General features: G+C 72.3%; 19 protein-coding genes and 1 pseudogene. 9 read left to right on the top strand and 11 right to left on the bottom strand.

Annotation, left to right across the window (positions count from 1 at the left end):
• Positions 1–417: 417 nt before the first annotated feature.
• Positions 418–1,278: a bifunctional methylenetetrahydrofolate dehydrogenase/methenyltetrahydrofolate cyclohydrolase gene (locus OOJ91_RS16950; RefSeq protein ID WP_266246080.1), complete on the top strand. Its 861-nt coding sequence runs from the start codon at positions 418–420 to the stop codon at positions 1,276–1,278.
• Between the two features lie 128 nt (positions 1,279–1,406).
• The gene (locus tag OOJ91_RS16945) at positions 1,407–2,357 is read left to right on the top strand and encodes a malate dehydrogenase (protein WP_266246079.1); all 951 of its coding nucleotides are present in this window, start codon (positions 1,407–1,409) and stop codon (positions 2,355–2,357) included.
• A gap of 126 nt (positions 2,358–2,483) precedes the next feature.
• Here the strand turns inward: OOJ91_RS16945 and OOJ91_RS16940 are convergent, their stop codons facing one another.
• Complete coding sequence (locus OOJ91_RS16940) at positions 2,484–3,314, bottom strand: MBL fold metallo-hydrolase (RefSeq protein ID WP_439117073.1); 831 nt, start codon at positions 3,312–3,314, stop codon at positions 2,484–2,486.
• 138 nt (positions 3,315–3,452) lie between these two features.
• Here OOJ91_RS16940 and OOJ91_RS16935 point away from each other — a divergent pair, with 138 nt between their 5' ends.
• The gene (locus OOJ91_RS16935; RefSeq protein WP_266246076.1) at positions 3,453–4,670 is read left to right on the top strand and encodes an NADP-dependent isocitrate dehydrogenase; all 1,218 of its coding nucleotides are present in this window, start codon (positions 3,453–3,455) and stop codon (positions 4,668–4,670) included.
• A gap of 285 nt (positions 4,671–4,955) precedes the next feature.
• Here OOJ91_RS16935 and galT read toward each other — a convergent pair whose 3' ends face one another.
• The 4 genes from galT to OOJ91_RS16915 form a co-directional block, all read right to left on the bottom strand.
• Positions 4,956–6,032, bottom strand: a complete 1,077-nt coding sequence (gene galT / locus OOJ91_RS16930) for a galactose-1-phosphate uridylyltransferase (RefSeq protein WP_266246074.1) — start codon at positions 6,030–6,032, stop codon at positions 4,956–4,958.
• Entirely contained in the window at positions 6,029–6,853 is an 825-nt protein-coding gene (locus tag OOJ91_RS16925; protein WP_266246073.1) for a DeoR/GlpR family DNA-binding transcription regulator, read from the bottom strand. Before OOJ91_RS16925 ends, galT begins: the two co-directional genes overlap by 4 nt.
• A 111-nt stretch (positions 6,854–6,964) precedes the next feature.
• Positions 6,965–8,494 (bottom strand): adenylyl-sulfate kinase, encoded by a 1,530-nt coding sequence (gene cysC, locus OOJ91_RS16920; RefSeq protein ID WP_266246071.1) that lies wholly within the window; start codon positions 8,492–8,494, stop codon positions 6,965–6,967.
• Between the two features lie 88 nt (positions 8,495–8,582).
• Positions 8,583–10,094 (bottom strand): glycosyltransferase family 2 protein, encoded by a 1,512-nt coding sequence (locus OOJ91_RS16915; RefSeq protein ID WP_266246070.1) that lies wholly within the window; start codon positions 10,092–10,094, stop codon positions 8,583–8,585.
• A 238-nt stretch (positions 10,095–10,332) separates the two neighbouring features.
• Here OOJ91_RS16915 and OOJ91_RS16910 point away from each other — a divergent pair, with 238 nt between their 5' ends.
• From OOJ91_RS16910 to OOJ91_RS16890, 5 genes are all read left to right on the top strand, one after another.
• A complete protein-coding gene (locus OOJ91_RS16910; RefSeq protein WP_266246068.1) occupies positions 10,333–11,247 on the top strand; it encodes an ABC transporter ATP-binding protein in 915 nt (304 codons plus the stop codon).
• Positions 11,240–12,145, top strand: a complete 906-nt coding sequence (locus tag OOJ91_RS16905) for an ABC transporter permease (RefSeq protein ID WP_266246066.1) — start codon at positions 11,240–11,242, stop codon at positions 12,143–12,145. The genes OOJ91_RS16910 and OOJ91_RS16905 overlap by 8 nt, the downstream gene beginning before the upstream one ends.
• Positions 12,145–13,056 (top strand): ABC transporter ATP-binding protein, encoded by a 912-nt coding sequence (locus OOJ91_RS16900; protein ID WP_266246064.1) that lies wholly within the window; start codon positions 12,145–12,147, stop codon positions 13,054–13,056. Before OOJ91_RS16905 ends, OOJ91_RS16900 begins: the two co-directional genes overlap by 1 nt.
• Positions 13,057–13,060: 4 nt before the next feature.
• Positions 13,061–13,771: an ABC transporter permease subunit gene (locus tag OOJ91_RS16895; protein WP_266246062.1), complete on the top strand. Its 711-nt coding sequence runs from the start codon at positions 13,061–13,063 to the stop codon at positions 13,769–13,771.
• Positions 13,772–13,864: 93 nt separating this feature from the next.
• Positions 13,865–14,509 carry a hypothetical protein gene (locus OOJ91_RS16890; protein ID WP_266246060.1) on the top strand — a complete coding sequence of 215 codons (645 nt, stop codon included), beginning with the start codon at positions 13,865–13,867 and terminating at the stop codon, positions 14,507–14,509.
• A 79-nt stretch (positions 14,510–14,588) separates the two neighbouring features.
• On the opposite strand, the gene valS is transcribed toward OOJ91_RS16890, so the two are convergent.
• The 6 genes from valS to OOJ91_RS16860 all read right to left on the bottom strand — a co-directional run bounded on the left by valS (position 14,589) and on the right by OOJ91_RS16860 (position 24,568).
• Positions 14,589–17,204, bottom strand: a complete 2,616-nt coding sequence (gene valS, locus OOJ91_RS16885) for a valine--tRNA ligase (RefSeq protein WP_266246057.1) — start codon at positions 17,202–17,204, stop codon at positions 14,589–14,591.
• 56 nt (positions 17,205–17,260) lie between these two features.
• Positions 17,261–19,144, bottom strand: a complete 1,884-nt coding sequence (locus OOJ91_RS16880) for an ABC transporter ATP-binding protein (RefSeq protein WP_266246055.1) — start codon at positions 19,142–19,144, stop codon at positions 17,261–17,263.
• Complete coding sequence (locus OOJ91_RS16875) at positions 19,141–21,021, bottom strand: ABC transporter ATP-binding protein (RefSeq protein ID WP_266246053.1); 1,881 nt, start codon at positions 21,019–21,021, stop codon at positions 19,141–19,143. The genes OOJ91_RS16880 and OOJ91_RS16875 overlap by 4 nt, the downstream gene beginning before the upstream one ends.
• A gap of 37 nt (positions 21,022–21,058) precedes the next feature.
• A complete protein-coding gene (locus OOJ91_RS16870; RefSeq protein ID WP_266246051.1) occupies positions 21,059–21,568 on the bottom strand; it encodes a methylated-DNA--[protein]-cysteine S-methyltransferase in 510 nt (169 codons plus the stop codon).
• Positions 21,565–23,019 carry an AlkA N-terminal domain-containing protein gene (locus OOJ91_RS16865; protein ID WP_266249739.1) on the bottom strand — a complete coding sequence of 485 codons (1,455 nt, stop codon included), beginning with the start codon at positions 23,017–23,019 and terminating at the stop codon, positions 21,565–21,567. Before OOJ91_RS16865 ends, OOJ91_RS16870 begins: the two co-directional genes overlap by 4 nt.
• Before the next feature lie 103 nt (positions 23,020–23,122).
• The gene (locus OOJ91_RS16860; protein ID WP_266246049.1) at positions 23,123–24,568 is read right to left on the bottom strand and encodes an FAD-binding oxidoreductase; all 1,446 of its coding nucleotides are present in this window, start codon (positions 24,566–24,568) and stop codon (positions 23,123–23,125) included.
• A 245-nt stretch (positions 24,569–24,813) separates the two neighbouring features.
• On the opposite strand from OOJ91_RS16860, the pseudogene OOJ91_RS16855 reads away from it, so the two are divergent.
• Positions 24,814–25,239: pseudogene (locus tag OOJ91_RS16855) on the top strand (hypothetical protein); the annotation flags it as partial.
• Positions 25,240–25,264: the final 25 nt, after the last annotated feature.

The following is a 25,264-nucleotide window of genomic DNA, read 5'->3' as shown; positions in this document are numbered from 1 at the left end:
CAGGCCCGACGCTGGGTTTACGCTGCGCAACAAGCGGTAACGGTAGGTCGCGATACCGGCCGTCGACAACGACCCGGTTGCGGGTGCGTAACGGTCCGAGGACACCTTCCTTGCCGGGTGCCGCCGCGCGTGCTACCCCAAACGGGACGGGTGGCACTGAGCTGCACATTCGCCGTCGGCGAGGGGGCGATGTCTGGCCGACTGGGCCGTATTCGGCAGCCTTCGGCGAGTTGTCCGGTCCCGGCCCGGCCCTGGCGGGTCCGACCGTTTTCCCGGTGACAGGTTGCACAGAATGTCACGCATAGTGATGAGCGACACCTAACTCATCGTTACCGTTGGCGGCGTGACTGGGGCCTCGGTTGCCGGCCGGAGCGAGGTCGCCGGATCGGCAGGTGCCGGACATGAGACGATCTGGTGGTGACGGCGACGGTTCTGGACGGCAAGGCGACCGCGGCGGAGATCAAGGACGAGCTGCGGATCCGGGTGAAAGCTCTCGCGGAACGCGGCATCACCCCCGGGCTCGGCACGGTCCTGGTCGGGGCCGACCCGGGCAGCCAGGCGTACGTCAACGGCAAGCACCGTGACTGCGCCGAGGTGGGCATCGCCTCGATCCGCCGGGAGCTGCCGGCCGACGCCACCCAGCAGCAGGTCGACGACGTCCTGGCCGAGCTGAACGCCGACCCGGCGTGCCACGGCTACATCGTCCAGTTGCCGCTGCCCGCCCACCTGGACACCCAGCGGGTGCTGGAGCTGATCGACCCGGCCAAGGACGCCGACGGCCTGCACCCGGTCAACCTGGGCCGCCTCGTCCTCGGCTACGACGGTCCGCTGCCCTGCACCCCGCGCGGCATCGTCGAGCTGCTCCGCCGCCACGACGTGGCGCTGCGCGGCGCCACAGTTGCGGTCGTCGGCCGGGGCAACACAGTCGGTCGCCCGCTCGGCCTGCTGCTCACCCGGCGCAGCGAGAACGCCACAGTCACCCTCTGCCACACCGGCACCCTCGACCTCGCCTCGCACACCCGGGCCGCCGACATCGTCATCGTCGCGGCCGGCGTACCAGGGCTGCTGACCGCCGACATGATCAACCCGGGTGCGGTGGTCGTGGACGTCGGCATCACCCGCGTGATCGGCCCGGACGGCAAGGGCCGCTACACAGGCGACGTCGACCCCGAGGTGGCCGAGACGGCCGGCGCGGTGGTGCCGATGCCCGGCGGCGTCGGCCCGATGACCCGCGCCATGCTCCTCACCAACGTCGTGGAGCGCGCCGAGCGCGGCTGAGCCGTCGCGGCCGTCCCACGAGTGCCGTTCGCGTCCGTCCGGTCATAACTGTCCGCCCCTGGCCGGATCGGTGCCAGGATGGCTGATACGGTCCGGAAAACCGACTGGTATCAGGGAGTGGGACGACCATGGGTAAGAAGGTCACTGTCGTCGGGGCTGGCTTCTACGGCTCCACCACCGCACAGCGCCTGGCCGAGTACGACGTCTTCGACACCGTTGTGATCACCGACATCGTGGAGGGCAAGCCCGCGGGCCTCGCACTCGACCTCAACCAGTCGCGGGCCATCGAGGGCTTCGAGACCAAGGTCGTGGGTGTGACCACCGGCCCGAACGGCGAGGGCTACGAGGCCATCGAGGGCTCCGACGTCGTCGTGATCACCGCTGGCCTGGCGCGCAAGCCGGGCATGAGCCGGATGGACCTGCTGGAGACCAACGCCAAGATCGTGCGGCAGGTCGCCGAGAACGTGGCCAAGTACGCCCCGAGCGCCGTCGTCATCGTCGTCTCCAACCCGCTCGACGAGATGACCGCGCTGGCGCAGATCGCCACCCAGTTCCCCAAGAACCGGGTGCTCGGCCAGGCCGGCATGCTCGACACGGCCCGGTTCAGCAACTTCGTCGCCGAGGCGCTGAACGTGCCGGTGGCGTCGGTCCGCACGCTGACCCTGGGCTCGCACGGCGACACCATGGTCCCGGTGCCGTCCAGGAGCACCGTCGACGGCAAGCCGCTGCGCGACGCGATGCCGGCCGAGCAGATCGAGGAGCTGGTCGTCAAGACCCGCAACGGTGGCGCCGAGGTGGTCGCGCTGCTCAAGACGGGTTCGGCGTACTACGCCCCGTCCGCCGCCGCCGCCCGGATGGCGAAGGCCGTCGCCGAGGACTCCGGTGCCGTCATGCCGGTCTGCGCCTGGGTCGACGGCGAGTACGGCATCTCCGGCGTCTACCTGGGTGTCGAGGCCGAGATCGGCGCCGAGGGTGTCCGTCGGGTCGTCGAGACCGACCTGGACGCCGACGAGCGGGCCAGCCTCCTGGCCGCCGCCGAGGCCGTCCGCGCCAAGCAGGGCGACGTCTCCAGCATGTAACCCGATCCCACCGCTTCGGGAAGGGCGCGCCGGCTCCGCCGGCGCGCCCTTCCGCGTCCCACCCCACCCATGGTGATCAAGAGGTTTGCGTCACCACGAGCGCGATTCCTGACGCAAACCTCTTGATCACCCAGGAAAGGGGGTGAGGGGGGTGAGGGGGGTGAGGGGGGTGAAGGGGGTGGAGAGGTGGGGGGTGGCCAGGACGGTGGGGACGTGGGTGTGCAGGGCGTTCAGCCGGGAGGTGCGGGCTTCGTCCGGGTCTTCCTCGTGGGCGTACGCCAGGGTGGGGTCGACAAGTTGCACCATGTGCACCAGAAGGTCGCCGGTGAGCAGCATCCGCTCGTCGGCCGCGCTCAGGAGCACCGACTGGTGGCCGGGGGTGTGCCCGGGAGTGGGCAGCAGGCGTACCGCAGGGGTCACTGTCGTGTCGCCGTCGACCACCCGGAGCTGGCCGGCGGCGCGCAACGGCGCGACCAGCCCGGCCGGCAGGCGCGGGTTGATCGCCTCGGCCGCCTCCAGCTCGGCGCGCTGGAGCAGGTAGCTCGCGTTCGGGAAGTAGGGCCGGCCGGGTGTGCCGGTGACAGCCCAGCCGATGTGGTCGCTGTGCAGGTGGGTCAGCACGACCGTGTCGACGTCGGCCGGATCGATGCCGGCGGCGGCAAGTTCGGCGGGCAGCCGGCCGGGCACCGGCGCCCAGCTCGCGGCCAGGGAGTCGGCCGGGCCTACCCCGGCGTCGACGAGTGTCACCGGCCCGTCGCCGGAGCGGATCGCGAAACTGCGGAACGGCAGCCACCACTGCCCGTCGGCGGTGACCGAGGCGGGGTCGCGGCGGTCGGCCTCCTGCCAATGGGCCGCCGTGGCGTGCGGGAATGCCTCCGCGCGAGGCTGGAAGAAGGCACCCTCCGCGTCCGTGAGTGCGGTCACCGTGATAGACCCGAGGGTGCGGCTCAGTGGCATCGAGCGATGGTGTCAGGGAACTGCTGTGCCGCGCAGCCCGGTTTTTCCCGGTCGGTCGAGGCCGGCTGAGGGCTGCCGGCCCAATTGCAGTACGCTCGTACTGCTTGAGCACGTGTCCCCCGAGAGGAGCGCCGGCCGATGGCGAAGATCAAGGTAAACAACCCGGTCGTGGAGCTCGACGGCGACGAGATGACCCGGATCATCTGGAAGCAGATCCGGGAGCAGCTGATCCTGCCCTACCTCGACGTCGACCTGCACTACTACGACCTGTCGATCCAGTACCGCGACGAGACCGACGACCAGGTCACCATTGACGCCGCCAACGCCATCAAGGAGCACGGCGTCGGCGTCAAGTGCGCGACCATCACCCCGGACGAGGCCCGGGTGGAGGAGTTCGGCCTGAAGAAGATGTGGCGGTCGCCCAACGGCACCATCCGCAACATCCTCGGCGGCGTCGTCTTCCGCGAGCCGATCATCATGTCCAACGTGCCGCGGCTGGTCCCCGGCTGGACCAAGCCGATCATCATCGGCCGGCACGCCCACGGTGACCAGTACAAGGCCACCGACTTCGTCGTCCCCGGCCCGGGCACGGTGACCATCACCTACACCCCTGCCGACGGCGGGGCCCCGATGGAGATGGAGGTCGCCAACTTCCCCGGCGGCGGCATCGCCATGGGCATGTACAACTTCGACGACTCGATCCGCGACTTCGCCCGGGCGTCGTTCCGGTACGGGCTGGACCGCAACTACCCGGTCTACCTGTCCACCAAGAACACCATCCTCAAGGCGTACGACGGCCGGTTCAAGGACATCTTCGCCGAGGTGTTCGAGACCGAGTTCAAGGCCGAGTTCGACGCCGCCGGCATCACCTACGAGCACCGGCTCATCGACGACATGGTCGCCGCCGCGCTCAAGTGGGAGGGCGGCTACGTCTGGGCCTGCAAGAACTACGACGGTGACGTGCAGTCCGACACCGTCGCGCAGGGCTTCGGCTCGCTGGGCCTCATGACCTCGGTCCTGCTCTCCCCGGACGGCCGTACCGTCGAGGCCGAGGCCGCGCACGGCACTGTCACCCGGCACTACCGGCAGTACCAGAAGGGCGAGAAGACCTCGACCAACCCGATCGCGTCGATCTACGCCTGGACCCGGGGCCTTGCCCACCGGGGCAAGCTGGACGGCACGCCTGCGGTGACCGAGTTCGCCAACACCCTGGAGCAGGTCATCGTCGACACCGTCGAGGGTGGCCAGATGACCAAGGACCTCGCGCTGCTCATCTCGCGCGACGCCCCGTGGCTGACCACCGACGAGTTCATGAACGCGCTCGACGAGAACCTGGCCCGCAAGCTCGCCGCCTGATTCGACAGCAGCAGCACCGGAGCCCGTCGGCACCCGCCGGCGGGCTCCGGCGTGTCCGTGGGGCGACACACCTGCGGCGTCACCCAGGTCCGGCGCGCCTCGTTGACCAGGGTGGACGAGATGCCAGTCGCGTCCACGGAAGGTTGACCGCGGTCGACCCGCGACACGCGTGCCGATCAGCCAGCCTTCCCGGCTGTGGCGAGCACAGCCAGCCGTCCCTTCCCTGCGGGGGGCCCTGTCCCGGGCCCCCCGCGCCCTGTTTCCCGCAACGTCCGTCCCGCCGGGTCAGGCGGCGCGCAGCAGTTCGGCGGCGCGTTCGGGGGAGATGTCGTTGATGAAGACGCCCATCCCCGACTCGGAGCCGGCCAGGTACTTCAGCTTGTCCTTGGCCCGCCGGATGCTGAACAGCTGAAGGTGCAGGTGGCCAAGCTCGCGGTCGATCCGCACGGGCGCCTGGTGCCACGCCGCGATGTAGGGCATCGGCATGTCGAACAGGCCGTCGAAGCGGCGCAGCAGGTCCAGGTAGAGCGGCCCGAAGGCGTCCCGCTCGCTGTCGTCGAGCGCCGGGATGTCCGGCACCACGCGGCGCGGCGCGACGTGCACCTCGAACGGCCAGCGGGCCGCCGCCGGCACGAACGCCGTCCAGTGGTCGTTCTCGGTGACCACCCGGTCGCCTGTCGCGCGCTCGGCGGCCAGCACGTCCGCGTACAGGTTGGCCCCGCCGGTCCGCTCCGCGTGCCGGCGGGCCGCGGCCAGCAGCGCCCGGGTGCGCGGCGTCACGAAGGGGTACGCGTAGATCTGCCCGTGCGGGTGGTGCAGCGTGACGCCGATCTCGACGCCCCGGTTCTCGAAGCAGAACACCTGCTCCACGCCGGGTAGCTCGCCGAGCACCTCGGTCCGGTCGGCGAGCGCGTCGAGCACGGTGCGGACGCGACGCGGCGGGAGGCTGGCGAACGAGGCGTTGTGGTCGGAGGTGAAGCAGACCACCTCGCACCGACCGACGCCGGGCCGTACCGGCGTGAACGGGGTGATCTCCCCGGGCTCGTCGGCGACGCGCCCACTCAACGACGGGAACCGGTTCTCGAAGACCACCACGTCGTAGTCCGGAGCGGGAATCTCGGTCAGTCGGTCGCCCACCGAGGGATCGAGCGGGCACTCGTTCGCGGGCGGGAGGAAGGTGCGGGTCTGCCGGTGCACCGCCACGGCCACCCACTCGTCGGTGAGCGGGTCGTAGCGCAGTTGCGACGCGGGTGGCGGTGGCGGCAGGTCCCGGCGGTCCGGCTGGTCGCGGACGGCGTCGTCGTTCTCGTCGAAGTAGATCAGCTCCCGGCCGTCGGCCAGGTCGATCGCGGTGCGCTTCACGTCGCCGTCTCCTCACTCGTCGGCGTGCGCGTCGCGCGGCCCGCCCCTGTCGCCCTTGCCATGATCAATTCGCCCACCTGTTCGCCGAGTACCCGTCGTGCGGGCGGAGGCAACGCCTCGTCACTGACAAGTACGTGGGCTGCCGCCAGCTCGACGATCGAGGAGATGCCCACAGTGCCCCACTTCGTGTGGTCGGCGAGCACCACCAGTCGGTCCGCCGCGGCCACCAGCGCCCGGTCGATCTCCGCCTCCATGAGGTTCGGGGTGGTGAAGCCGGCCCGTTCGGTGATGCCGTGGACGCCGAGGAAGAGCAGGTCCAGGTGCAGCCGCCGGACTGCGCCGACCGCGAGCGGGCCGACAAGCGCGTCCGACGGTGTCCGTACGCCGCCGGTGAGCACCACCGTCTGGTCGGGGCGGCCCGCGCCGTGCAGGATCTCGGCCACCGGAAGCGAGTTGGTCACCACGGTCAGGCCGGGGATGTCCACCAGCCGGCGGGCCAGTTCGGCGGTGGTGGTGCCGGCGGAGAGGGCGACCGCCGCGCCGGGCCGGACGAGCCGGGCCGCGCGGTCCGCGATGGCGGCCTTCTCCGGCAGTTGGCGGACCGACTTGGCGTGGAAGCCCGGCTCGTCGGTCGAGCTGGGGCCGGCCGCGGTGGCGCCGCCGTGCACCTTGGCCAGCAGGCCACGCTCCTGCAGGGCCTCCAGGTCGCGGCGGATCGTCATGTCGGAGACGCCGAACTCGGTCGCCAGGTCGGTCACCCGAACGCCACCGGTGGATCGGACCCGATCCAGGATCGCCGTTTGCCGCTGTTGAGCGAGCATTCGCCGTGCCTCCCAGGGTCCACGCACTCTCACGCGGTCGAACGTGTTCCAACAAAGATGAACACTAGCGCGTGCCCGGAACCGGCGGAAGGAAAGGGGTGGGACGACGCCTCAGGCAGACTGGATCTTCAACTCCACCCAGCCGCTCTCGGTCAGGTGGTGCAGCACGGCCTGCACCGCGTCCGCGATGCTCAGGTGGGTGGTGTCGAGCACCAGGTCCGCGTCTGTCGGCTCCTCGTACGGATCGTCGATGCCTGTCATGCCGGTGAGCAGACCGGCACGGGCCCGCGCGTACAGGCCCTTGCGGTCCCGCTGCTCGCAGACCTCCAGCGGCGTCGCGACGTGCACCAACACGAAGCCCGCCCCGGCGGCCAGGGCCATCTCCCGCGCCGTCGCGCGGGCCGCCGCGTACGGGGCGATCGGGCAGCAGATGCCCACCCCGTGGTGCCGGGCGATCTCGGCCGCCACCCAGCCGATCCGCCGGACGTTGAGATCGCGGTCGGCCTTGCTGAAGCCCAGCCCGGCGGAGAGCTCCCGGCGTACCACGTCCCCGTCGAGCAGGGTCACCGTCCGGTCGCCGTTCTCCCGGAGCGCGTCGGCCAGCCCCCGGGCGACTGTGGACTTGCCGGAGCCGGAGAGGCCGGTCAGGAAGACCACCAGCCCCCGGTGCCGGCGCGGCGGCCGGGCCCGGGCCAACTCCTTCGCCACCGCCGGAGGCGTGTGCCACTCCGGCAGCGGGAAGCCCCGGTCGAGCAGGTCGTCGATCTCGTCCTGGGTGAGCGCGAGGCGGCGGTTACGCGGGGGGATGTCCTCCCGCCAGCGCCACTGCCCGTCCCGGTTGTCGTACGCCAGCTCACGCGGCACCAGCACGCGCAGCCCGGCGCCGGAGAGCATCTCCCCGGTCGAGAGCAGGTGGGTGACCCCGTACGCGGCGGAGACGCGGGCACGCAGCAGAGCGTCGCTGATCTCCTCCCGGCGATGGGACAGCGGCACGGCCACCAGGGTGGCCGGGGGCATCCGGTCCCGGGCGGCGAAGATCGTACGCACCAGCGCCTCCGGCGCGAGCCCACCGACGCCGCCCTCGCCGACCGGGATCATCACCAGCAGGTGCGCGGCCAGGGTCCGGGCGGCGTGCGCGATCTGGGCGAGCTGCGGCCGGTGCAGCGGACGGTCGGCGATGACCCCGAGCACCCGACCCGGGGGCAGCAGCGCGCGGACTTCCTCCGGGCTACGACGCAATCGCTGGAACGGGCCGTGGCCGCCCTCGCCGAGTCGGCGGAGCTGACCACCCAGGCCCGCCACGCCCTCGCGTACCGGCCAGACGTCCGCGACGTCCAGGGCGGCGGCCGGCGCCCCCTCGCCGTCGGTCAGCACCAGGGCCCGGCGGGCCGGGTCGCGCGGGTCGAAGCCCTGCGCCAGCGCGGCCGGCACCTGCAGGGTCACCGGAACCTGCCACGGCGTGCCGTCGGCCAACCGGCCGCGTCGGCTCACCGACACCAGGTCGGCGCGGGTCATGAAGCCGGTCAGGGGAGCGTACGCGCCGGTCAGCAGCAGCTCAAGATCCGCGAGCTCACCCGGACGCGGCGTGTACGCCGGCGCATCCCGGAGCACCTCGTCGGGCAGCACCCAGCCGTTGCTCATCCACACCCCCCACTCGCTGACCGGCACACAGTTTCGCAGCAGACCGCCGATCGGTCGAGGCCGCCACTCCACGACCCGAACGGACGGGTCAGCGCCGGACCCGGCGAACCACCGCCCGCAAGCGGTTCCAGACCTTCCGCTCGTCGCGGATCCGCGGCGGCACGCCGTCGGCCGGGCAGATGAAGAGCAGCGGCAGCCGCGCGTCCTCGGTCCATCCGGCGTTGGTGATCCGTGCCTTGAGGAGCCAACTGCCCTGGGTGCGACCCCCGTTGAGGGCGCGGAAGTCGATGGTGGTGGTGGCGCGGTGCACGAGGTGGACGGTCTCCGCGCCGTCGCCGCCCGCGACCCGCTCGACCTGGAACTCCACCGGCAGGAAGATCTCGTCCCCGGTCTCCCGGCGGCGGGCCACCACGTCGAGGCGGGCCTTGCGGACCTGCGCGGTGGAGTCCAGCACGTCGGAGGAGATCTCATCGACCGGAAGCACCAACACGTCGCGCCCCTCGTCGGCGCGGAAGCCGATCGGCTGGTTCGCGGAGCGCAGCTCGGCGGCGACGGTGACCGTGACGGCGTGCTCGTCCGGCTGGAGGTCGTCGATCCTGCCGTGCCCCGCGATGCCCGCCTCCCACCGGGCCAGCCGTCGCAGGTCCGCGACCCGGCCGTGCTCGGCCAGGTACGCCACGGCCCGTTGCAGCGGCGGGAGACCAGCGGCGACCCCGGGAGCCAGGTGCTCCTTGATGATCTGCTGGATCTCGGCCGCGACCTGGTCCACCCAGTCGTCGGGAGCCCCCAGCAGACGCTTGCCGCGCAGCCGGTTGATCATTTCGTTGCGCAGCCACCGCCGGTGCAGCCGGTCGCGTAGCGGCCCCGGCTCGGTGTGGGCGGTGACGACGTCGAGCGCGTCACGCACGTTCGCGAAGTAGCTCGCCGGCTCCAGCCGCGACGCGGTGACGTTGCCTGCGTCGCCGCGCTGGGCGTGGTGGTAGCAGGTGTAGTCGGACAGCACGCAGGTGCGACGGGACAGGAAGTAGGCCCGTACGACAAGGGCGTGGTCCTCGAGTCGCCGCTTGCCGCCCTCCGGGAACCGCAGCCCGTGTTCGTTGAGGAAGGAGCGGCGGAACATCTTGTGACAGGTCAGGCTGTCGATCAGCGGGGAGTTCTCCAGGGTGGCGTCGAAGCGGTTCTTGCGGAACAGCTCCCGGGGCACGGCGCGCCCGTGCCCGGCCATCTTCCCGATCACCAGGTCCGCGTCGTACGTCTTCGCGCAGTCGTAGAGCCGTTCCAACGCCTGGTCGGTGAACCAGTCGTCGTCGTCGGCGAAGAAGACGTACTCGCCGCGGGCCGCCTCGATGCCGAGGTTGCGCGGGCGCGACGGCCAGCCCGAGTTCTCGATGTGCAGCACCCGGATGTGCGGGTGTTCGGCGGCCAGCCCGTCCAGCCGTTTGCCCGTGCCGTCGGTCGACCCGTCGTCGACGAAGATCGCCTCGAACTCGTCGGCCGGTAACGACTGGCGCAGCAGCGACTCCACAAGCTTCTCGATGTGCCGACCGCAGTTGTACGCGGGCACCACGACACTCACCTTGGGGACGCCAACCTCGACCATCACGATCCTCCCGCTTTGGCGGCCGAATATCCCCCGGAACACTGCCCGGTGAACGGGAAGTGAATCGTGCCACCCGGGAGGGGTCTTTCCGGCGGCGGGGTCTGGCCGAACGCACGACCGGCGCAAACGTTCGTCGTTGTCCCCCGCGGACCTTAGGGGTGGCTCGCCGTGAGGATCAGGGGAGCACCCGGGGGCGCGCCGGTGTCGGTGTGGGCCATCGACTCCCTACGCTGGCGTCGTGACACTGATCGCGACCCAGTCGCTCACCAAGACGTACGGAGGTCGGGTCACCGCGCTCACCGACCTCACCGTCGCCGTCGAGCCCGGGATCATCGGCCTGGTGGGCGCGAACGGCGCCGGCAAATCCACCTTGATCAAGATCCTGCTCGGCCTGATCGCCCCGACAAGCGGTCAGGTCTCGGTGCTCGACATCGACCCGACCACCGAGCCCGCGGCGGTCCGTGCCCGCGTCGGCTACATGCCCGAGCACGACTGCCTCCCACCGGACCTGTCCGCCGCCGAGCTGGTGACCCACCTCGGCCGGATGAGTGGCCTGCCGCGCACCGCGGCCCGCGAGCGCGCCTCGGAGGCGCTGCGCCACGTCGGGCTCTACGAGGAGCGCTACCGCCCGGTCGGCGGCTACTCCACGGGCATGAAGCAGCGGGTCAAGCTGGCCCAGGCGCTCGTGCACGACCCCGACCTGCTGCTGCTCGACGAGCCGACCAACGGGCTGGACCCGGCCGGCCGGGACGCGATGCTGGCGCTTGTGCACCGGATCGGCACCGAGTTCGGCATCTCCGTGCTGGTGTGCTCGCACCTGCTGGGCGAGGTCGAGCGGATCTGCGACACGCTGATCGCCATCGACGGCGGCAAACTGCTGCGCGCCGACCACATCTCCGCGATGACCTCGGCCACCGACGTGCTTGCCGTCGAGGTCAGCGAGGGCACCGAGGAGTTGGCCGCCCGGCTCGCGGAGCTGAAACTGCCGGTGGCGCGGGACGGCCGGCTGTTGCTCGTACCGCTCGCCGACGACAGCACCTACGACCTGATCCTCGGCGCGGTCGCCGAACTGGACCTGCCGCTGCACCGGCTGGACCAGCGCCGGCACCGGGTGGCCGAACTCTTCGCCACGAGGGAGCTCACCCATGCCTGAGCTGTCATCCGCCACCGTGCGGCCCACGCCGACAGGCGTCATCCACGACATCGGCTACCAACGCTACGAGGGCCCACGGTTGGGCCGCCGGCACGTCTTCGGCGCGCTCTACCTGCACGGGCTGCGTACCATCTTCGGGTTCGGGCGCAGCGCCAAGGCCAAGATCTTCCCGTGGCTGGTGGTCGGCATCGTCACCCTGGTCGCGGTGGCGCTGGCCGCCCTCCGCAGCCAGCTCGGCGAGCCGGTCGCCACCTACGCCCAGTTCGCCGACGCGATGAGCTGGCTGGTCCTGTTCTTCGTCGCGGTGGCCGCGCCGGAGCTGGTCTCCCGGGACCTGCGCAGCGGTGTGCTGCCGCTGTACTTCTCCCGACCGCTGCCCCGCGCCGACTACGCGCTCGCCAAGTTGCTGGCGCTCGTCACCGGCCTCTGGCTGCTGCTCGGTGGGCCGCAGTTGGTGATGTTCCTGGGTGCCGCGTTCACCACCAAGGACGGGCTGCACGGGGTCTGGAACGAGCTGCTCGACCTGCTCCCCGGCCTGCTCTACGCCGCGCTGTGGGCGGTCGTCTTCGCCTCGGTGGGGCTGCTCATCGCGTCGCTGACCGGCAAGCGCGCCTTCGCCGCCGGCGGCGTGGTCGCGGTCTTCCTGATGACGACCCCGATCGTGGGCGTGCTGAGCATCCTGCCGTCGCACACGGCCAACGAGTTGGCCGGGCTGGCGTCGCCCACCACGCTTGTGCAGGGAGTCGGCATCTGGTCGCTTGGTGACCTGCTGGTCGAGGGCGATCCGGGCGAGATGCTGATCGGCGGGTTCGGCCCGGTCTACGCCCTGGTCGCGGTGCTGCTGGTCGCCGGCGCGACAGCCCTCCTGCTGGCCCGCTACCGGAAGGTCGCCTCCTGATGAGCACGCTGAGCCTGACCGGGGTGTCCCGGTGGTACGGCAATGTGGTCGCCGTCAACGACATCAGCATGGCCCTCGGGCCGGGTGTGACAGGTCTGCTCGGCCCGAACGGCGCCGGCAAGACCACGCTGCTGCACATGATGGCCGGGTTCCTCGCCCCGTCGCGCGGCACGGTGACCCTGGACGACGAGCCGACCTGGCGCAACCCCGACGTCTACCGTCGGCTGGGACTGGTCAGCGAGCGCGAGGCGGTGCAGAGTTTCCTCACCGCGTACGAGTTCGTGCTCGCCAGCGCGAAGCTGCACCGGTTGGCCGACCCGGCGGCGGCGGCCCGACGGGCCATTGACCTGGTGGAGCTGGAGTCGGCGCAGGACCGCCGGATCGGCACGTACTCCAAGGGCATGCGGCAACGTGCCCGGGTTGCCGCCGCGCTTGTGCACGACCCGCAGGTGCTGCTGCTCGACGAGCCGTTCAACGGCATGGACCCACGTCAGCGGCTGCACATGATGGATCTGCTGCACAAGCTGGGCGACGCCGGCCGGACGATCCTGTTCAGCTCGCACATCCTGGAGGAGGTCGAGCAGGTCTCCGGGACGGTGCAGGTGATGGTGGCCGGTCGGCTGGCGGCCTCCGGTGACTTCCGGACCATCCGCCGGCTGATGACCAACCGCCCGCACGTCTTCGCGGTGCGCTCCACCGACGACCGGGCGCTTGCCGTCGCCCTGATCGCCGAGGCGTCGGTGAGCGGCGTCGAGCTGGACCGCACCGGCCTGACCGTGCGCGCCGGCGACTACGGCGCCTTCACCCGGGCGCTGCCGCGGATCGCCCTGAGCCAGGGCATCCGGGTGCGCCAGCTGGTGCCGTCCGACGAGTCCCTGGAGAGCGTCTTCTCCTACCTGGTGGAGGCCTGAGAACATGTCGACAATTACCTGGATCACCGCGCGTGGCCTGTTCGGCCGACGCCGGTTCCTGCTGCTGCTCCCGCTGCCGTTGGTGCTCCTCGGCCTTGCCATACTCTGCCGCTCGCTTGATGTGGACCCCGGCCAGTGGGCGCCGCCGGTGCTTGTCGGCCTCGGCCTGGCGGTGGTGCTGCCGGTGGTGGCGTTGATCATCGGCACCGGCGTGCTGGGCGCGGAGATCGACGACGGCACCGTCGTGCACATCCTGACCAAGCCGCTGCCGCGCTGGCAGATCATCCTGCCGAAGCTCGCGGTCGCCGCCGGTGTCACCGCGGCCACCGTCGCGGTGCCGCTCTACGTCGCGGGCGTGCTGGCCCATTCGGTACGCCTCGGTCTGGCGCTGGCGTTCGCGGCGGCGCTCGGCGCGCTGGCGTACTCGGCGCTGTTCCTCGCGCTCAGCCTGGTCACCCGGCGGCCGGTGCTGCTCGGCCTGGTCTACGTGTTGATCTGGGAGGGGTTGCTGGGCAACTTCGTCAGCGGCACGAAGGTGCTCTCCATCCAGCAGTACGTGATCGCCCTCGCCGACCGGCTCGCCCCCAGCGGGCTGCTGGAGACCACCGTGTCGGTGCCCGTCGCCTCGGTGATGACCGCGCTGGTGAGCGTCGGCTTCACCGTGCTGGCGGTCAACCGACTGCGTTCGTTCAGCGTGGCCGGCGAGACGAGCTGAGGTCGGTGCGGGGTACGGTTCCGGCCAGCCCCCGGCGACGGGTAGGGCTGGCCGGATGGACCGGACGGGGCATCGGGGCCCAGGCTCGTGGGTGTGAGCGTCGAAGCGGAGTGGACATCGTTGGCTGAGCCGTACTCCCGGAGCAGCCGGCCGTGGCTCACGAGCCTGGCGGTCGCAGGGCTGGCGTGCGCGACGGTAGCGACGGCCGCCCAGGGCAGCGGCCGGTTCCACTGGTGGGCCGGCTTCATCCTGATCCCGGCCGCGTTGATCGCGGCCAGCGGCGGGCCGTTGCTGGCCCGCGGCGGCGGTCGGGCCTTCGCCGGGTACGTCATCGCCTGCGTCGGCACGTTGGTGTTCGTGGTGGGCGCGTTGCTGATGTTCGGGGCGATGGGGGAGGGCTGGCCGCTGCTGGTGGGGCTGCCCTGCCTGGCGGTCGCCGGCACGTACGGCTGGCGGGCCGCCCACCCACTGGCTCGTGGCCTGCACCGCGCGGTGGCGCTGCTCGCGCTCACCGGCGCGCTGCTCGGCGCGACCCTGCAACTGATCCACATCCGCCTCATCCACCTGGAGACGGGCTGGTGGGGCGTGTTCCTGATGTTGGCCGGGGCGATCGTGCTGGGCAACGCGGGCGAGCTGACGCGGCATCGGATGCCGTACCGGCTCCAGGCGATCACCCTGCTGGTCGGGCCGGCCGTGGCGGCCATCCTGCTCGGCCTGCGCTTCCTGCGCGGCTGGTGAGCGACGGGTCCGCCGCCGCCCCGGGGGGTGGCGGCGGCGGACCCGTCCCGCCCTCCGCCCGGCGGGTGTCGGACGCCCGTCAGAAGGCGCAGGCGATGACGAGTTCCGGGGTGCGGTCGGGGAGCAGGTCGAGCTTGCCGATTCGGCCGGCCGCGCGCAGGTCGTCGGCGACCAGGGTGAGCTGCTCCAGCAGCGCCGCCGGGCCCAGCGCCTCGGCCAGCGGCACCTCCGCCTTCATGGACAGCTTCCGCTCCGACTTGGCCCGCCGCACCTGGCCCAACGCGTCACCCGCGAGCCGCAGCAGCGCCGGCTCGCCCGTCCCCTCGATCGTCCGGTCCACCTCGTACGTGGTGGGCCAGGGCGCGCGGTGCACCGACCCGTACCGCCACCACGACCAGATCTCCTCGGTGACGTACGGCAGCACCGGGGCGAACAGCCGTAGCTGCACCGACAGCGCGGTGGCCAGCGCGGCCCGCGCCGAGTCGGCCGCCGCCCCGGTGCCGTACGCCCGTTCCTTGACCAACTCGATGTAGTCGTCGCAGAAGCGCCAGAAGAACGCCTCGGTGACCTGCAACGCGGCCGTGTGGTCGTAGGAGTCGAAGGCGGTGCTCGCGGCGCTGGCCACGGTGCCCAGCTCGGCGAGCATGGCCCGGTCCAGCGGGACGGTCGCCACGGCGCGCAACGCGTCCCCGGCGCCCAGGCCGAGCGCGAACTTCGTCGCGTTGAGCAACTTGGTGGCCAGCCGCCGGCCGACCTTGATCTGCGCCGGGTCGAAGGCCAGGTCCATGCCGGGCTTGCCGCTTGCCGCCCAGTAGCGCACCGCGTCCGCGCCGTGCTGTTCCAGCAGCGGCAGGGGGGTGACCACATTCCCCTTGGACTTGGCCATCTTCTTGTGGTCCGGGTCGAGGATCCAGCCGGAGAGCACGGTGTCCCGCCAGGGCAGCATGCCGTGCTCGAAGTGCGATCGGACCACGCTGTCGAACAGCCAGGTCCGGATGATCTCCTGCCCCTGCGGGCGCAAATCCATCGGGAAGACCTGCGCGAACAGGTCCGGGTCGGTCTCCCAGCCACCGACGATCTGCGGGGTCAGCGACGAGGTGGCCCAGGTGTCCAGCACGTCCGGGTCACCGAGGAAACCGCCCGGGCGCCCGCGCTGCGACTCGTCGTAGCCGGGCGCCGGATCACTTGACGGGTCGACTGGCAGCGCGGACTCGTCGGGCGTGAGAGGGTGGGACCAGTCCGGTTCGCCAGCGTCGTCGAGCCGGTACCACACAGGCACCGGCACGCCGAAGAAGCGCTGCCGACTGACCAGCCAGTCGCCGGTCAGGCCGCCCACCCAGTTGTCGTAGCGGTGCTTCATGTGCGCCGGCACCCAGTGCAGCTCCGCGCCCCGGGCCAGCAGCGCCGCCCGCAGGTCGGCGTCCCGCCCGCCGTTGCGCAGATACCACTGTCGAGTCGAGACGATCTCCAGTGGCCGGTCGCCGCGTTCGTAGAACTTCACCGGGTGGGTGATCTGGCGGGGCTCGCCGATCAGGTCACCCGCGGCGGCGAGCATCCCCACGATCTCCCGGCGGGCGCCGTTGACGGTCTGCCCGGCCAGCGCCGCGTACGGCGCCGCGGGCACCCCGGCCGGTGGCTCGGGCAGCAGGCGGCCGTCGTGGCCGATGACCACCCGGGTGTCGAGGTCGAGATCCCGCCACCAGGTCACGTCGCTCAGGTCGCCGAACGTGCAGACCATCGCGATGCCTGTGCCCTTCGCGGGGTCGGCGAGCGGATGGGCGCGCACCGGCACCTCGACGTCGAACAGCGGGCTGCGCACCGTCGTGCCCACCAGATCGGCGTACCGCTCGTCGTCGGGGTGGCAGACGAGCGCGACGCAGGCCGGCAACAGCTCCGGCCGGGTGGTGTCGATGAGCACCTCGCGCCCATCCGGCCCGGCGAACCGCAGCCGGTGGTAGGCGCCGGGGCGCTCCCGGTCCTCCAGCTCTGCCTGCGCGACAGCGGTGGCGAAGCCGACATCCCACAGCGTCGGTGCCTCCGCCTGGTACGCCTCACCGCGGCGCAGGTTACGCACGAACGCCCGCTGGCTGGTGGCGCGGGCCACCCGACCGATGGTCGTGTACGTCAGGGACCAGTCCACCGAGAGCCCGAGCCGCCGCCAGAGCGCCTCGAAGACCTGCTCGTCGGCGACGGTCAGCAGCTCGCACAGCTCGATGAAGTTGCGCCGCGAGATCGGCGTGGGGTCGCGGCGCGCGGCGTCGTCGACAGGGGTGGCCGGTGGCCGCCACACCGGGTCGTACGCCAGGGCCGGGTCGCAGCGCACCCCGTACACGTTCTGCACCCGACGCTCGGTGGGCAGGCCGTTGTCGTCCCAGCCCATCGGGTAGAACACGGTCTTGCCGCGCATCCGCTGGTAGCGGGCGACGGTGTCGGTGTGCGTGTACGAGAAGACGTGACCCATGTGCAGCTCGCCCGATACGGTCGGCGGCGGGGTGTCGATGGCGTACACGTCCTTCCTACGACCATTCCGGCTCGGCGCGTCTGACGCCGCGCCGCGACCCGGAACGGTCGCCTTCGCCCGGTCGAACGCGTACGTGCCGTCCTCCTGCCAGCGGTGCGCCCAGCGCTCCTCGAGCCCGTCCAGGCTCGGACGCTCGGGAACGCCGGCGCGGGCCGTCCTCGCCGTATCGGTCATCTGCCGATCGTAGGCATCAGCAGGGTGCCGGGCCACGGAGTTGCGTATCGCCGGCTCTACACCAGCGAGTCGCGCCACTGCCGGTGCAGGTCCGCGTACCGACCGTCGGTGGCGGCCAGCACGGCGGGCGGCCCGTCCTCGACGACCTGCCCGCCGTCGAGGACGAGCACCCGGTCGGCGGTCTCCACAGTGGTGAGCCGGTGCGCGATCACCAGCGCGGTGCGGTCCCGCAGGATGGTGCCGAGCGCCCGCTGCACCAGCCGTTCCGTCGGCACGTCAAGTGACGACGTCGCCTCGTCGAGGATCAGCACTGTCGGGTCGGCCAGGAACGCCCGGGCGAACGCGACAAGTTGCCGCTGCCCGGCGGAGAGCCGACCGCCGCGCCTGTGCACCTGCGTCGCGTACCCGTCGGGGAGCGCGGCGATGAAATCGTGCGCGCCGATCGCCTGCGCGGCGGCCCGCACCTCGGCGTCGTCGGCGTCCGGCCGGCCGAACCGGATGTTCTCCGCGACCGTGCCGCTGAACAGGTGGTTCTCCTGGGTCACCAGCACCACCGCGCGGCGCAGGTCGGCGTCGGCCACCTCGCGCAGGTCGATCCCGTCCAGCAGGACGGTGCCGGCGTCCGGATCGTGGAACCGGGCGACAAGCTTGGCGATCGTCGACTTGCCCGCGCCGGTCGGCCCGATCAGCGCCACAGTCTGTCCGGCCGGCACGGTCAGGTCCAGCCCGGCGAGGATGGGCGTGTCGGCGCGGTAGCCGAAGGAGACGCCCCGGAAGGTCAGCTCGCCGTGACCGGGGCCGGTCGGCAGCGACACCGGTCGGGCGGGTTCGGCCACGGCCGGCCGCTCGTCGAGCACCCCGGCCAGCTTCTCCAGCGCCGCCGTCGCCGACTGCAACGAGTTGTAGAACTGGCTCAGCTCCTGCATCGGCTCGAAGAAGCGGCGCAGGTAGAGCAGGAACGCGGCGAGCACCCCGATCTCGGTCCGTCCGCCGAGCACCCGCCACCCGCCGTAGCAGAGCACGAGCGCGACAGTGACGTTGCCGATCAGCTTGATCGCCGGCGAGTAGGTGGCGATGAGCCGGAACGCGTGCAGGCTGGTCTGCCGGTAGTCGTCGCCGAGCGCCACGAAGATCCGCTGGTTGCGGGGCTCCCGGCGGAACGTCTGCACGGCCCGGATGCCCCGCATGGACTCGACGAAGTGCACGATGACGAGCGCGACGGCCTCCCGGGTCCGCCGGTACGCGCCCGCCGACGCCCGGGCGAACCAGCGGGAGAGCCAGAACAGGAACGGGAACGCGAACAGCGTCACCGCGGCCAGCGGCAGGTCCAGCCAGAGCAGGATGCCGGCCACCGTCAGGATCGACAGCCCGGCCAGCACCAGGCTGTCGATGCCACCGTCGACCAGTTCGGCGATCGAGTCCAGGTCGCTTGTCAGCCGGGACACCATCCGGCCCGACGTGTACCGCTCGTGGAAGCCCACCGACAGTCGCAGGAAGTGTCCGAACACCCGCTGCCGCAGGTCCAGGAGGACCGCCTGGCCGATCCGGGCGGAGAGGGCGAGGAAGCCGCGGCGGGCCGCGTACTCGGTGACGGCGGCCACGGCGAACGCCCCGGCGACGGCGACCAGCGGGGTGGCGTTCCCGGCGCGCAGCGGCCCGATGGCCCGGTCGATGCCGACCATGACCAGGTACGGGCCGGCCATCGCTGCGGCGTTCTGCGCCAGCAGCAGGCCGACCGCCGCGGCGAGCCGACCCCGGTGCGGGCGCAGCAGGTCGGCCAGCAGGGCTCGGCTGTGCCGGCGCAGCCGGGCCTCCGCCTCCGGGGTGGTCTCCTCGGCCCGGCTCCGGTCGGCCTCCGGGTCGGTGGCCGTTCCCCGCCAGCGGGTCAGCTCCGGCTCCTTCCCATCGGGAGGCGGGTCGACCTGCTCCGCGGAGGTCACGAGCGCACCAGCCCCCACCCGTCCGGGGTGGACGCGCCCGGCCCCGCCGGCCCGGTGCGCCCCGGCGCGGTGTCGGTCGCCCCGGCCGGTTGCGCGGGCGGCGGTTCGGCGGCGAGCAACGCCCGGTACGCGGGCACGCTGGCCAGCAGTTCCGAGTGCCTGCCGATCGCCGCGATCCGTCCACGGTCGAGCAGGGCGACGCGGTCGGCCAGCGCGATCGTCGACGGCCGGTGCACCACCAGAAGCGCGGTGCTGGCCCGCAGGACCTGCCGCAGCGCCGCCTCCACAAGCGCCTCGGTGTGTACGTCGAGGGCGGACAGCGGGTCGTCGAGCACCAGCAGCGCCGGGCGGCCGAGCACCGCCCGCGCCAGCGCCAACCGCTGCCGCTGGCCGCCGGAGAGGGACAACCCCTGCTCACCCACGCGGGTGGCCAGACCCCACGGCAGGTCGTACGCGAAATCGGCCTGGGCCAGCGCGAGGGCGGCGCGGACCTCGTCGTCGTCGGCGTCCGGGCGACCCAGGGTGAGGTTCTCCCGCACCGACATGGAGAAGAGCGTGGGTTCCTCGAAGGCCACCCCGACCAGTCGGCGCAGCGAGGCCAGCCGCAGCTCGCGCAGGTCGTGCCCGTCCAGGGTGATCCGGCCGGCGGTCACCTCGTGCAGCCGGGGCACCAGAGAGAGCAGCGTGCTCTTGCCGCAGCCGGTGGCCCCGACCAGGGCCAACGTCTCGCCCGGCTCGACGGTCAGGTCGATCTCGTGCAGTACGGCGGTGGTGGCGCCCGGGTAGCGGAAGTCGACCCGTTCGAAGCGGAGCCGGCCGTGGACCGCGTCCCGGCCCAGCACGCGCGCGTCGGGAGCGTCCACGATCTGCGGCGGAGTGTCCAGCACCTCCTGGATGCGGTCGGCGGCGGTGGCCGCCTCCTGACCGTTGGCGATGATCCAGCCCAGCGACTGCACCGGCCAGATGAGCATCAGTTGGAGGCTGGCGAACGCCACCAGCTCGCCGATGGTGAGCACGCCCTGCGCTGCGGCGGCAGCCCCGGCCACCAGCACCACGCCCAGGGTCACGTTGGGCACCAGGTCGAGCAGCGCCGCGGTGTTCGCCAGCAGCCGGCCCTTGCTCACACCTGTGTCGTGCAGCGTCCGGGCCCCGGCGGCGAAGCGGGCCGCCAACTCGGGCCCCCGGCCGTACGCCTTCATGGTGCGCAGGCCCTGCGCGGTCTCCTCGACAAGCGTCGCCACGTCGCCCTGCTGGTCCTGCATCCGGCGGGCCGCGGTGTGGTAGTGCCGGCCGAAGCGGCGGGTGATCAGCAGCAGTGGCACCGCGCTGGCCGCGACCAGCAGCCCGAGCGCCGCGTGCAGATGGATCAGCAGCAGCACCACCACCACGTAGGTGGTCAGGTTGAGCACCAGGAAGAAGACACCGAACGAGAGGAACCGGCGGATCACCGACAGGTCGCTGGTGATCCGGGAGAGAAGCTGGCCGGACTGCCAGCGGTCGTGGAAGCTGGCCGGCAGCCGTTGCAGGTGCGCGTAGACGTCGGCGCGCAGTGCCGCCTCCATGCCCACGGCCGAGGACGACTGCACCCACCGCCGGATGAAGATGAGGACCGCCTCGACCACGCCGAGCACCAGCGCCAGACCACCGAGCTGGAGCAGGCCGGCGGGCTCGTGCCGGGCCACCGGCCCGTCCACCACGCGCTGCACCACAAGCGGTACGGCGATCCCGGCGGCCGTGCCGGCGAGCCCCGCGACAAGCAACCAGGCGAACTCGGCGGCGTACGGGCGCAGGTAGCGGCGCAGCCGCCAGAGGTTGTGCACGGGGTGGCGGCCCGCGGCGACCGGGGCGGCCCGGTCGCCGTCGCTCTCCACAGGCACTACCCGACGGTAGCGTCAATAGGTGTCGATGCTGCTGTCAGCTTGCTGTCAACAGCCGCTCATGACCGAGAAGCCACTCCTTCACGTCCAGGCCCCAGCGGTAGCCGCCGAGCGTGCCGTCGGTGCGCAGCACCCGGTGGCAGGGTACGAAGAGAGCCGCCGCGTTGCGGGCACAGGCCGCCGCCGCGGCGCGTACCGCCGGTGGTCGGCCGGCCAGCGCCGCGTACCCGGTGTAGGTGACCGGGGCACCCGCCGGGACCTCGCGCAGCACCTGCCAGGCGTGCGCCATGAACGCGCCGCCGGTGTGCTGTCGTACCGGCACCGAGTCGATGGCGGTGAGGTCGCCGTCCAGGTAGGACCGGACGGCCACGGTGGCCGGTCCGAGGTCGGCGCGTTGCCGCAGCGGCGCCCGCAGGGTCGGGTGGATCAGCGGCAGCAGCGCCGCCGGGTCGGGTGTGAAACCGGCCGCCAGGACCTCGCCGTCCGGGCCGGCGAGGATGCTCAGCGGGCCGGTCGGAGTGGTCAGGACTGTGCTGTCGATGCTCATGCCGCTCTCCAGAGTCTGATCGTGGCGTAGGACCGCCAGGGGCGCCACCGTTCGGCGTGCGCGGTGAGGGTCGTGTCGGGCAGGCCGAGCGCGGTCGCGCCGCGCCGGATCGCGAGGTCGGTGTCGAGGAGGACGTCCGGGTCGCCGAGGGCGCGCATGGCGAGGTAGCCGGCGGTCCACGGACCGATGCCGGGCAGCGCGAGCAGCCGCCGTACGGTCTCCTCCCGGTCACCACCCGGCGCCAGGTCGAGGGTGCCGTCAACGACGGCGCGCGCAAGCGCACGAATGGTCTCCCGCCGCCGAACCGGCATCCCAAATCCGTCGTCCGGAACCTCCAAAACCTCCTCAGCCCCCAGAAACCCCCGCAGCTCTCGGTGATCATGAAGTTGTTGTCGCGACACGCCGTCGGTGGTGGTATCGGGAGGGGTCAGGAGGCGGGTCAGGGTGGTGCGGGCTGAGGTGACCGAGACCTGTTGGCCGATGACGGCTCGCACCGCCATTTCGAAGCCGTCTACCGCGCGGGGGACGCGGATGCCGGGCTCGGCGGCCACCGCCGGGGCCAGCGCCGGGTCCGCCGCGAGCGTGGCGTCGACCGCTACCGGGTCCGCGTCCAGATCGAGCAGGCGTCGGCAGCGGGCCACCGCCGGCGCGAGGTCGCGCAGGTCGGCCAGGCGCAGCGTCGCCGCCACGTGCCCGTCCGCCGGCGTCAGCGCCACCTGGCCGACGCCGTGCGGCAACCGCAACCCCCTGTGGTACGTCCCGTCGCGAACCTCCTCCACGCCGGGCAGCGCGCGCACCGCGAGGAAGTCCAGCAGCGCCCGCGCGTGCAGCGGCGGACGGTACGCCAGCCGGAGCGTGATCGTTCCCGCCCCGACCGCCGCCAGGTGCCGGCCCCGGGCCGTCCGCAGCTCGGACGGTGCGCTGGCGTACACCTCGCGGACCGTGTCGTTGAACTGCCGCACGCTGCCGAACCCGGCGGCGAACGCGATCTCGGCCATGCCGAGACCTGTCGTCTCGATCAGGATCCGGGCGGTCTGCGCCCGCTGGGCCCGGGCCAGCGCGAGCGGCCCGGCGCCCATCTCGGCGCGGAGCATCCGGTGCAGGTGCCGTTCTGTGTAGCCGAGGCGAGCGGCCAGCCCCGGTACGCCGTCCCGGTCGACCACCCCGTCGGCGATCAGCCGCATCGCCCGGCCGACCACGTCGGCGCGGACGTCCCACTGCGGCGAGCCGGGTGCGGCGTCCGGCCGGCAGCGTCGGCAGGCGCGCAACCCGGCGCCCTGCGCGGCGGCGGCCGACGGAAAGAACCGGACGTTGTGCCGCTTGGGCGTGGTCGCCGGGCAGGACGGCCGGCAGTAGATCCCGGTCGACGTCACGCCCGTGTAGAACCAGCCGTCGAACCGTTGGTCACGGCTGTCCACCGCCCGGTAGCACCGTTCGAAGTCCATCTCCACGTCACCCATGGTGCCCCGCTGGTCGGGCCCTCGGCTGGCGGGAATCGGACCTGGGCGTGCGCGGGCCGTCGCTAGGGGGTTCGCCGGCCCGGACGCCGCCCGCTCAGCGGCGACGGCGGTGCGGCTGGCCCGACCGCTGCCCGGACCGGGCGGAGTGGCCGGACCGCCCCGACCCGGCGGACTGCCCGGACCGCGTCGACTGCTCCGACCGGTTGGACTGCCCCGATCGATCGGCCTGGCCGTTGAGCAGGGGCGAGCGGAACACGCCGTCCGGGTCGTACCGCTTCCACAGCCGGCGCACCCGGGCGCCGGTCTCGCCCGGGTAGATCCGGGCGAACGCGGCCGGGTCCGGTCGGCTCTCGAAGTTGACGTACTCGCCGTCGGCGCGCGCGCCGACGGCCCGCCAGGCGGTGTCCAACGCCGCGCCGCCCTGCGGTGGGAACGTCGAGGCGATGACCAGGGTGCTCTGGTGCCGGTGCGGGTAGGCCGTCGCGTCGGCGGCGACGTCGTTGACCGCCCCGCCGACCGAGCGCAGTTGGACCACCGCGCGGCCCGGACCTGTGGTAGCCCGCATGACCGCTCGGGCGACGCCCGGGTCCAGCTCGGTGAACAGCCCGTTGGTGGTCGTACCCCGTTGCTGCCCGACGTTCGGGTGCAGGTGCGCGGTCGGCACCAGCGTCGGGTACGGCAGCAGGTCACTGCGGTGTTCGAGCACCCTGCCGATGGCCAGCAGCGGCTCCACGACGGGCCGGACGCGGCGCAGGCTCTCCGCGGCCACCACGGCGGTGACGGACATGAGCGTCGAGCGGCCCTCGGCGAACAGCACGGCGGCGGCGGACAGCTCCCGGGGTGCCTGCGCCAGACAGCTCGCCCACTCGCGGACGGTACGACCGTCCGGGTGCGCCTCGACGACCAACTGCGCCACGCCGACGTTGCGCTGCTCGGCGGCCTCGATCTCGAACGCCACCACGACGCCGGCCCCCGCGCCGGCCCCCCGGACCAGCCAGAACAGCTCCGGTTCGTGGGTGGCGTCGGCGCGTACGAGCGTCCCGTCGGCGAGCACGACCTCCACCGCGCGGACGCGGTCGATGGTGAGGCCGTGGGCGCGTACCAGCCAGCCGACGCCGCCGCCGGTCGCCAGCCCGCCGACGCCGACACCGCCGTAATCGCCCGAGCTGACCACCAGGCCGTACGGGGCCAGCGCCTGCGCGACGTTCGCCAGGCGCGCGCCGGCCTCGACCCGGACCAGTCCGGCCCGTTCGTCGAGCACCCGCACCCGGTTGAGCATCGACAGGTCGATGACGATCCCGCCGTTGTTGGAGGAGACCCCGGAGAAGCCGTGCCCGCCGCTGCGGACGGCGATCGGCAGTCGCTGCTCCCGCGCGTACCGGATGGCGTCGATCACCTGAGCGGTGGTCCTGGGCAGCAGGACGGCGGCCGGCGAGGCGGTGGTCGTGTACGTCGAGCGCAGTTGCGCGTACCGACGGTCGCCGGGCGTGACGATCTGCCCGGTCAGCGACTGAGGCACCCGGCCCAAGGCGGCGCCCACCCCCAACCCTCCCACCCCCAACCCTCCCACCCCCAACCCTCCCACCCCCCAACCCTCCCACCCCACCCCCTGCCTCCCCCCACCTCCCCGCACGGTGATCAAGAGGTTTGCGTCACCAGACCCCGTGCCCGGTGACGCAAAGCTCTTGATCACCAGGGGAAAGAGGGCCGGGTGGGGGATTTCCGCCCGGAAGTGTCGGTCGTGGCGGGTAGCGTCCGGCCACCAACTCAAGAAGGGGTGCGGCGATGGCGAGCGTGGCGGGTCGGGCGGCGGCATCGACACCTGGCGCGTTCCCGCCGCTGCCCCGTGCCGTGGTGCAGTCCTTCTACCGCCGGATGCGGGCCGTCGCGCCGGCCGCCGTCGGCGCCATCGAGCGGGACCGGGCGGGCGACCACGAGCGGGCGTTCACCGACACCGCCTGCGGCCGGCTCGCCCGCTCGCTCGACGACGCCGGCCTGCGGGCGCTCGGCATGTGGACGCACCACTGGTGCATGCGCTTCTACGACGACGACACCCGAGCCGCCCGGCGGCTGGTCCGTGAGATCGCCGCCCGACCGGAGCTGGGCTGGACGGCCGACGAGGTCCGCTGGATGCTGCGCGAGTCGGTCTGGGCCGGGCCGGGCGCCGCCGAACGGTTCACCCTGCCCCGCGCCGCCGCGGCGCAACTGCCCGCGACCGACCGCCCGCTCGACGAGC

This window comes from Micromonospora lupini (assembly GCF_026342015.1).
GTDB classification, from domain to species: domain Bacteria; phylum Actinomycetota; class Actinomycetes; order Mycobacteriales; family Micromonosporaceae; genus Micromonospora; species Micromonospora lupini_B.
This window is presented reverse-complemented; position numbering and strand designations above follow the sequence as displayed.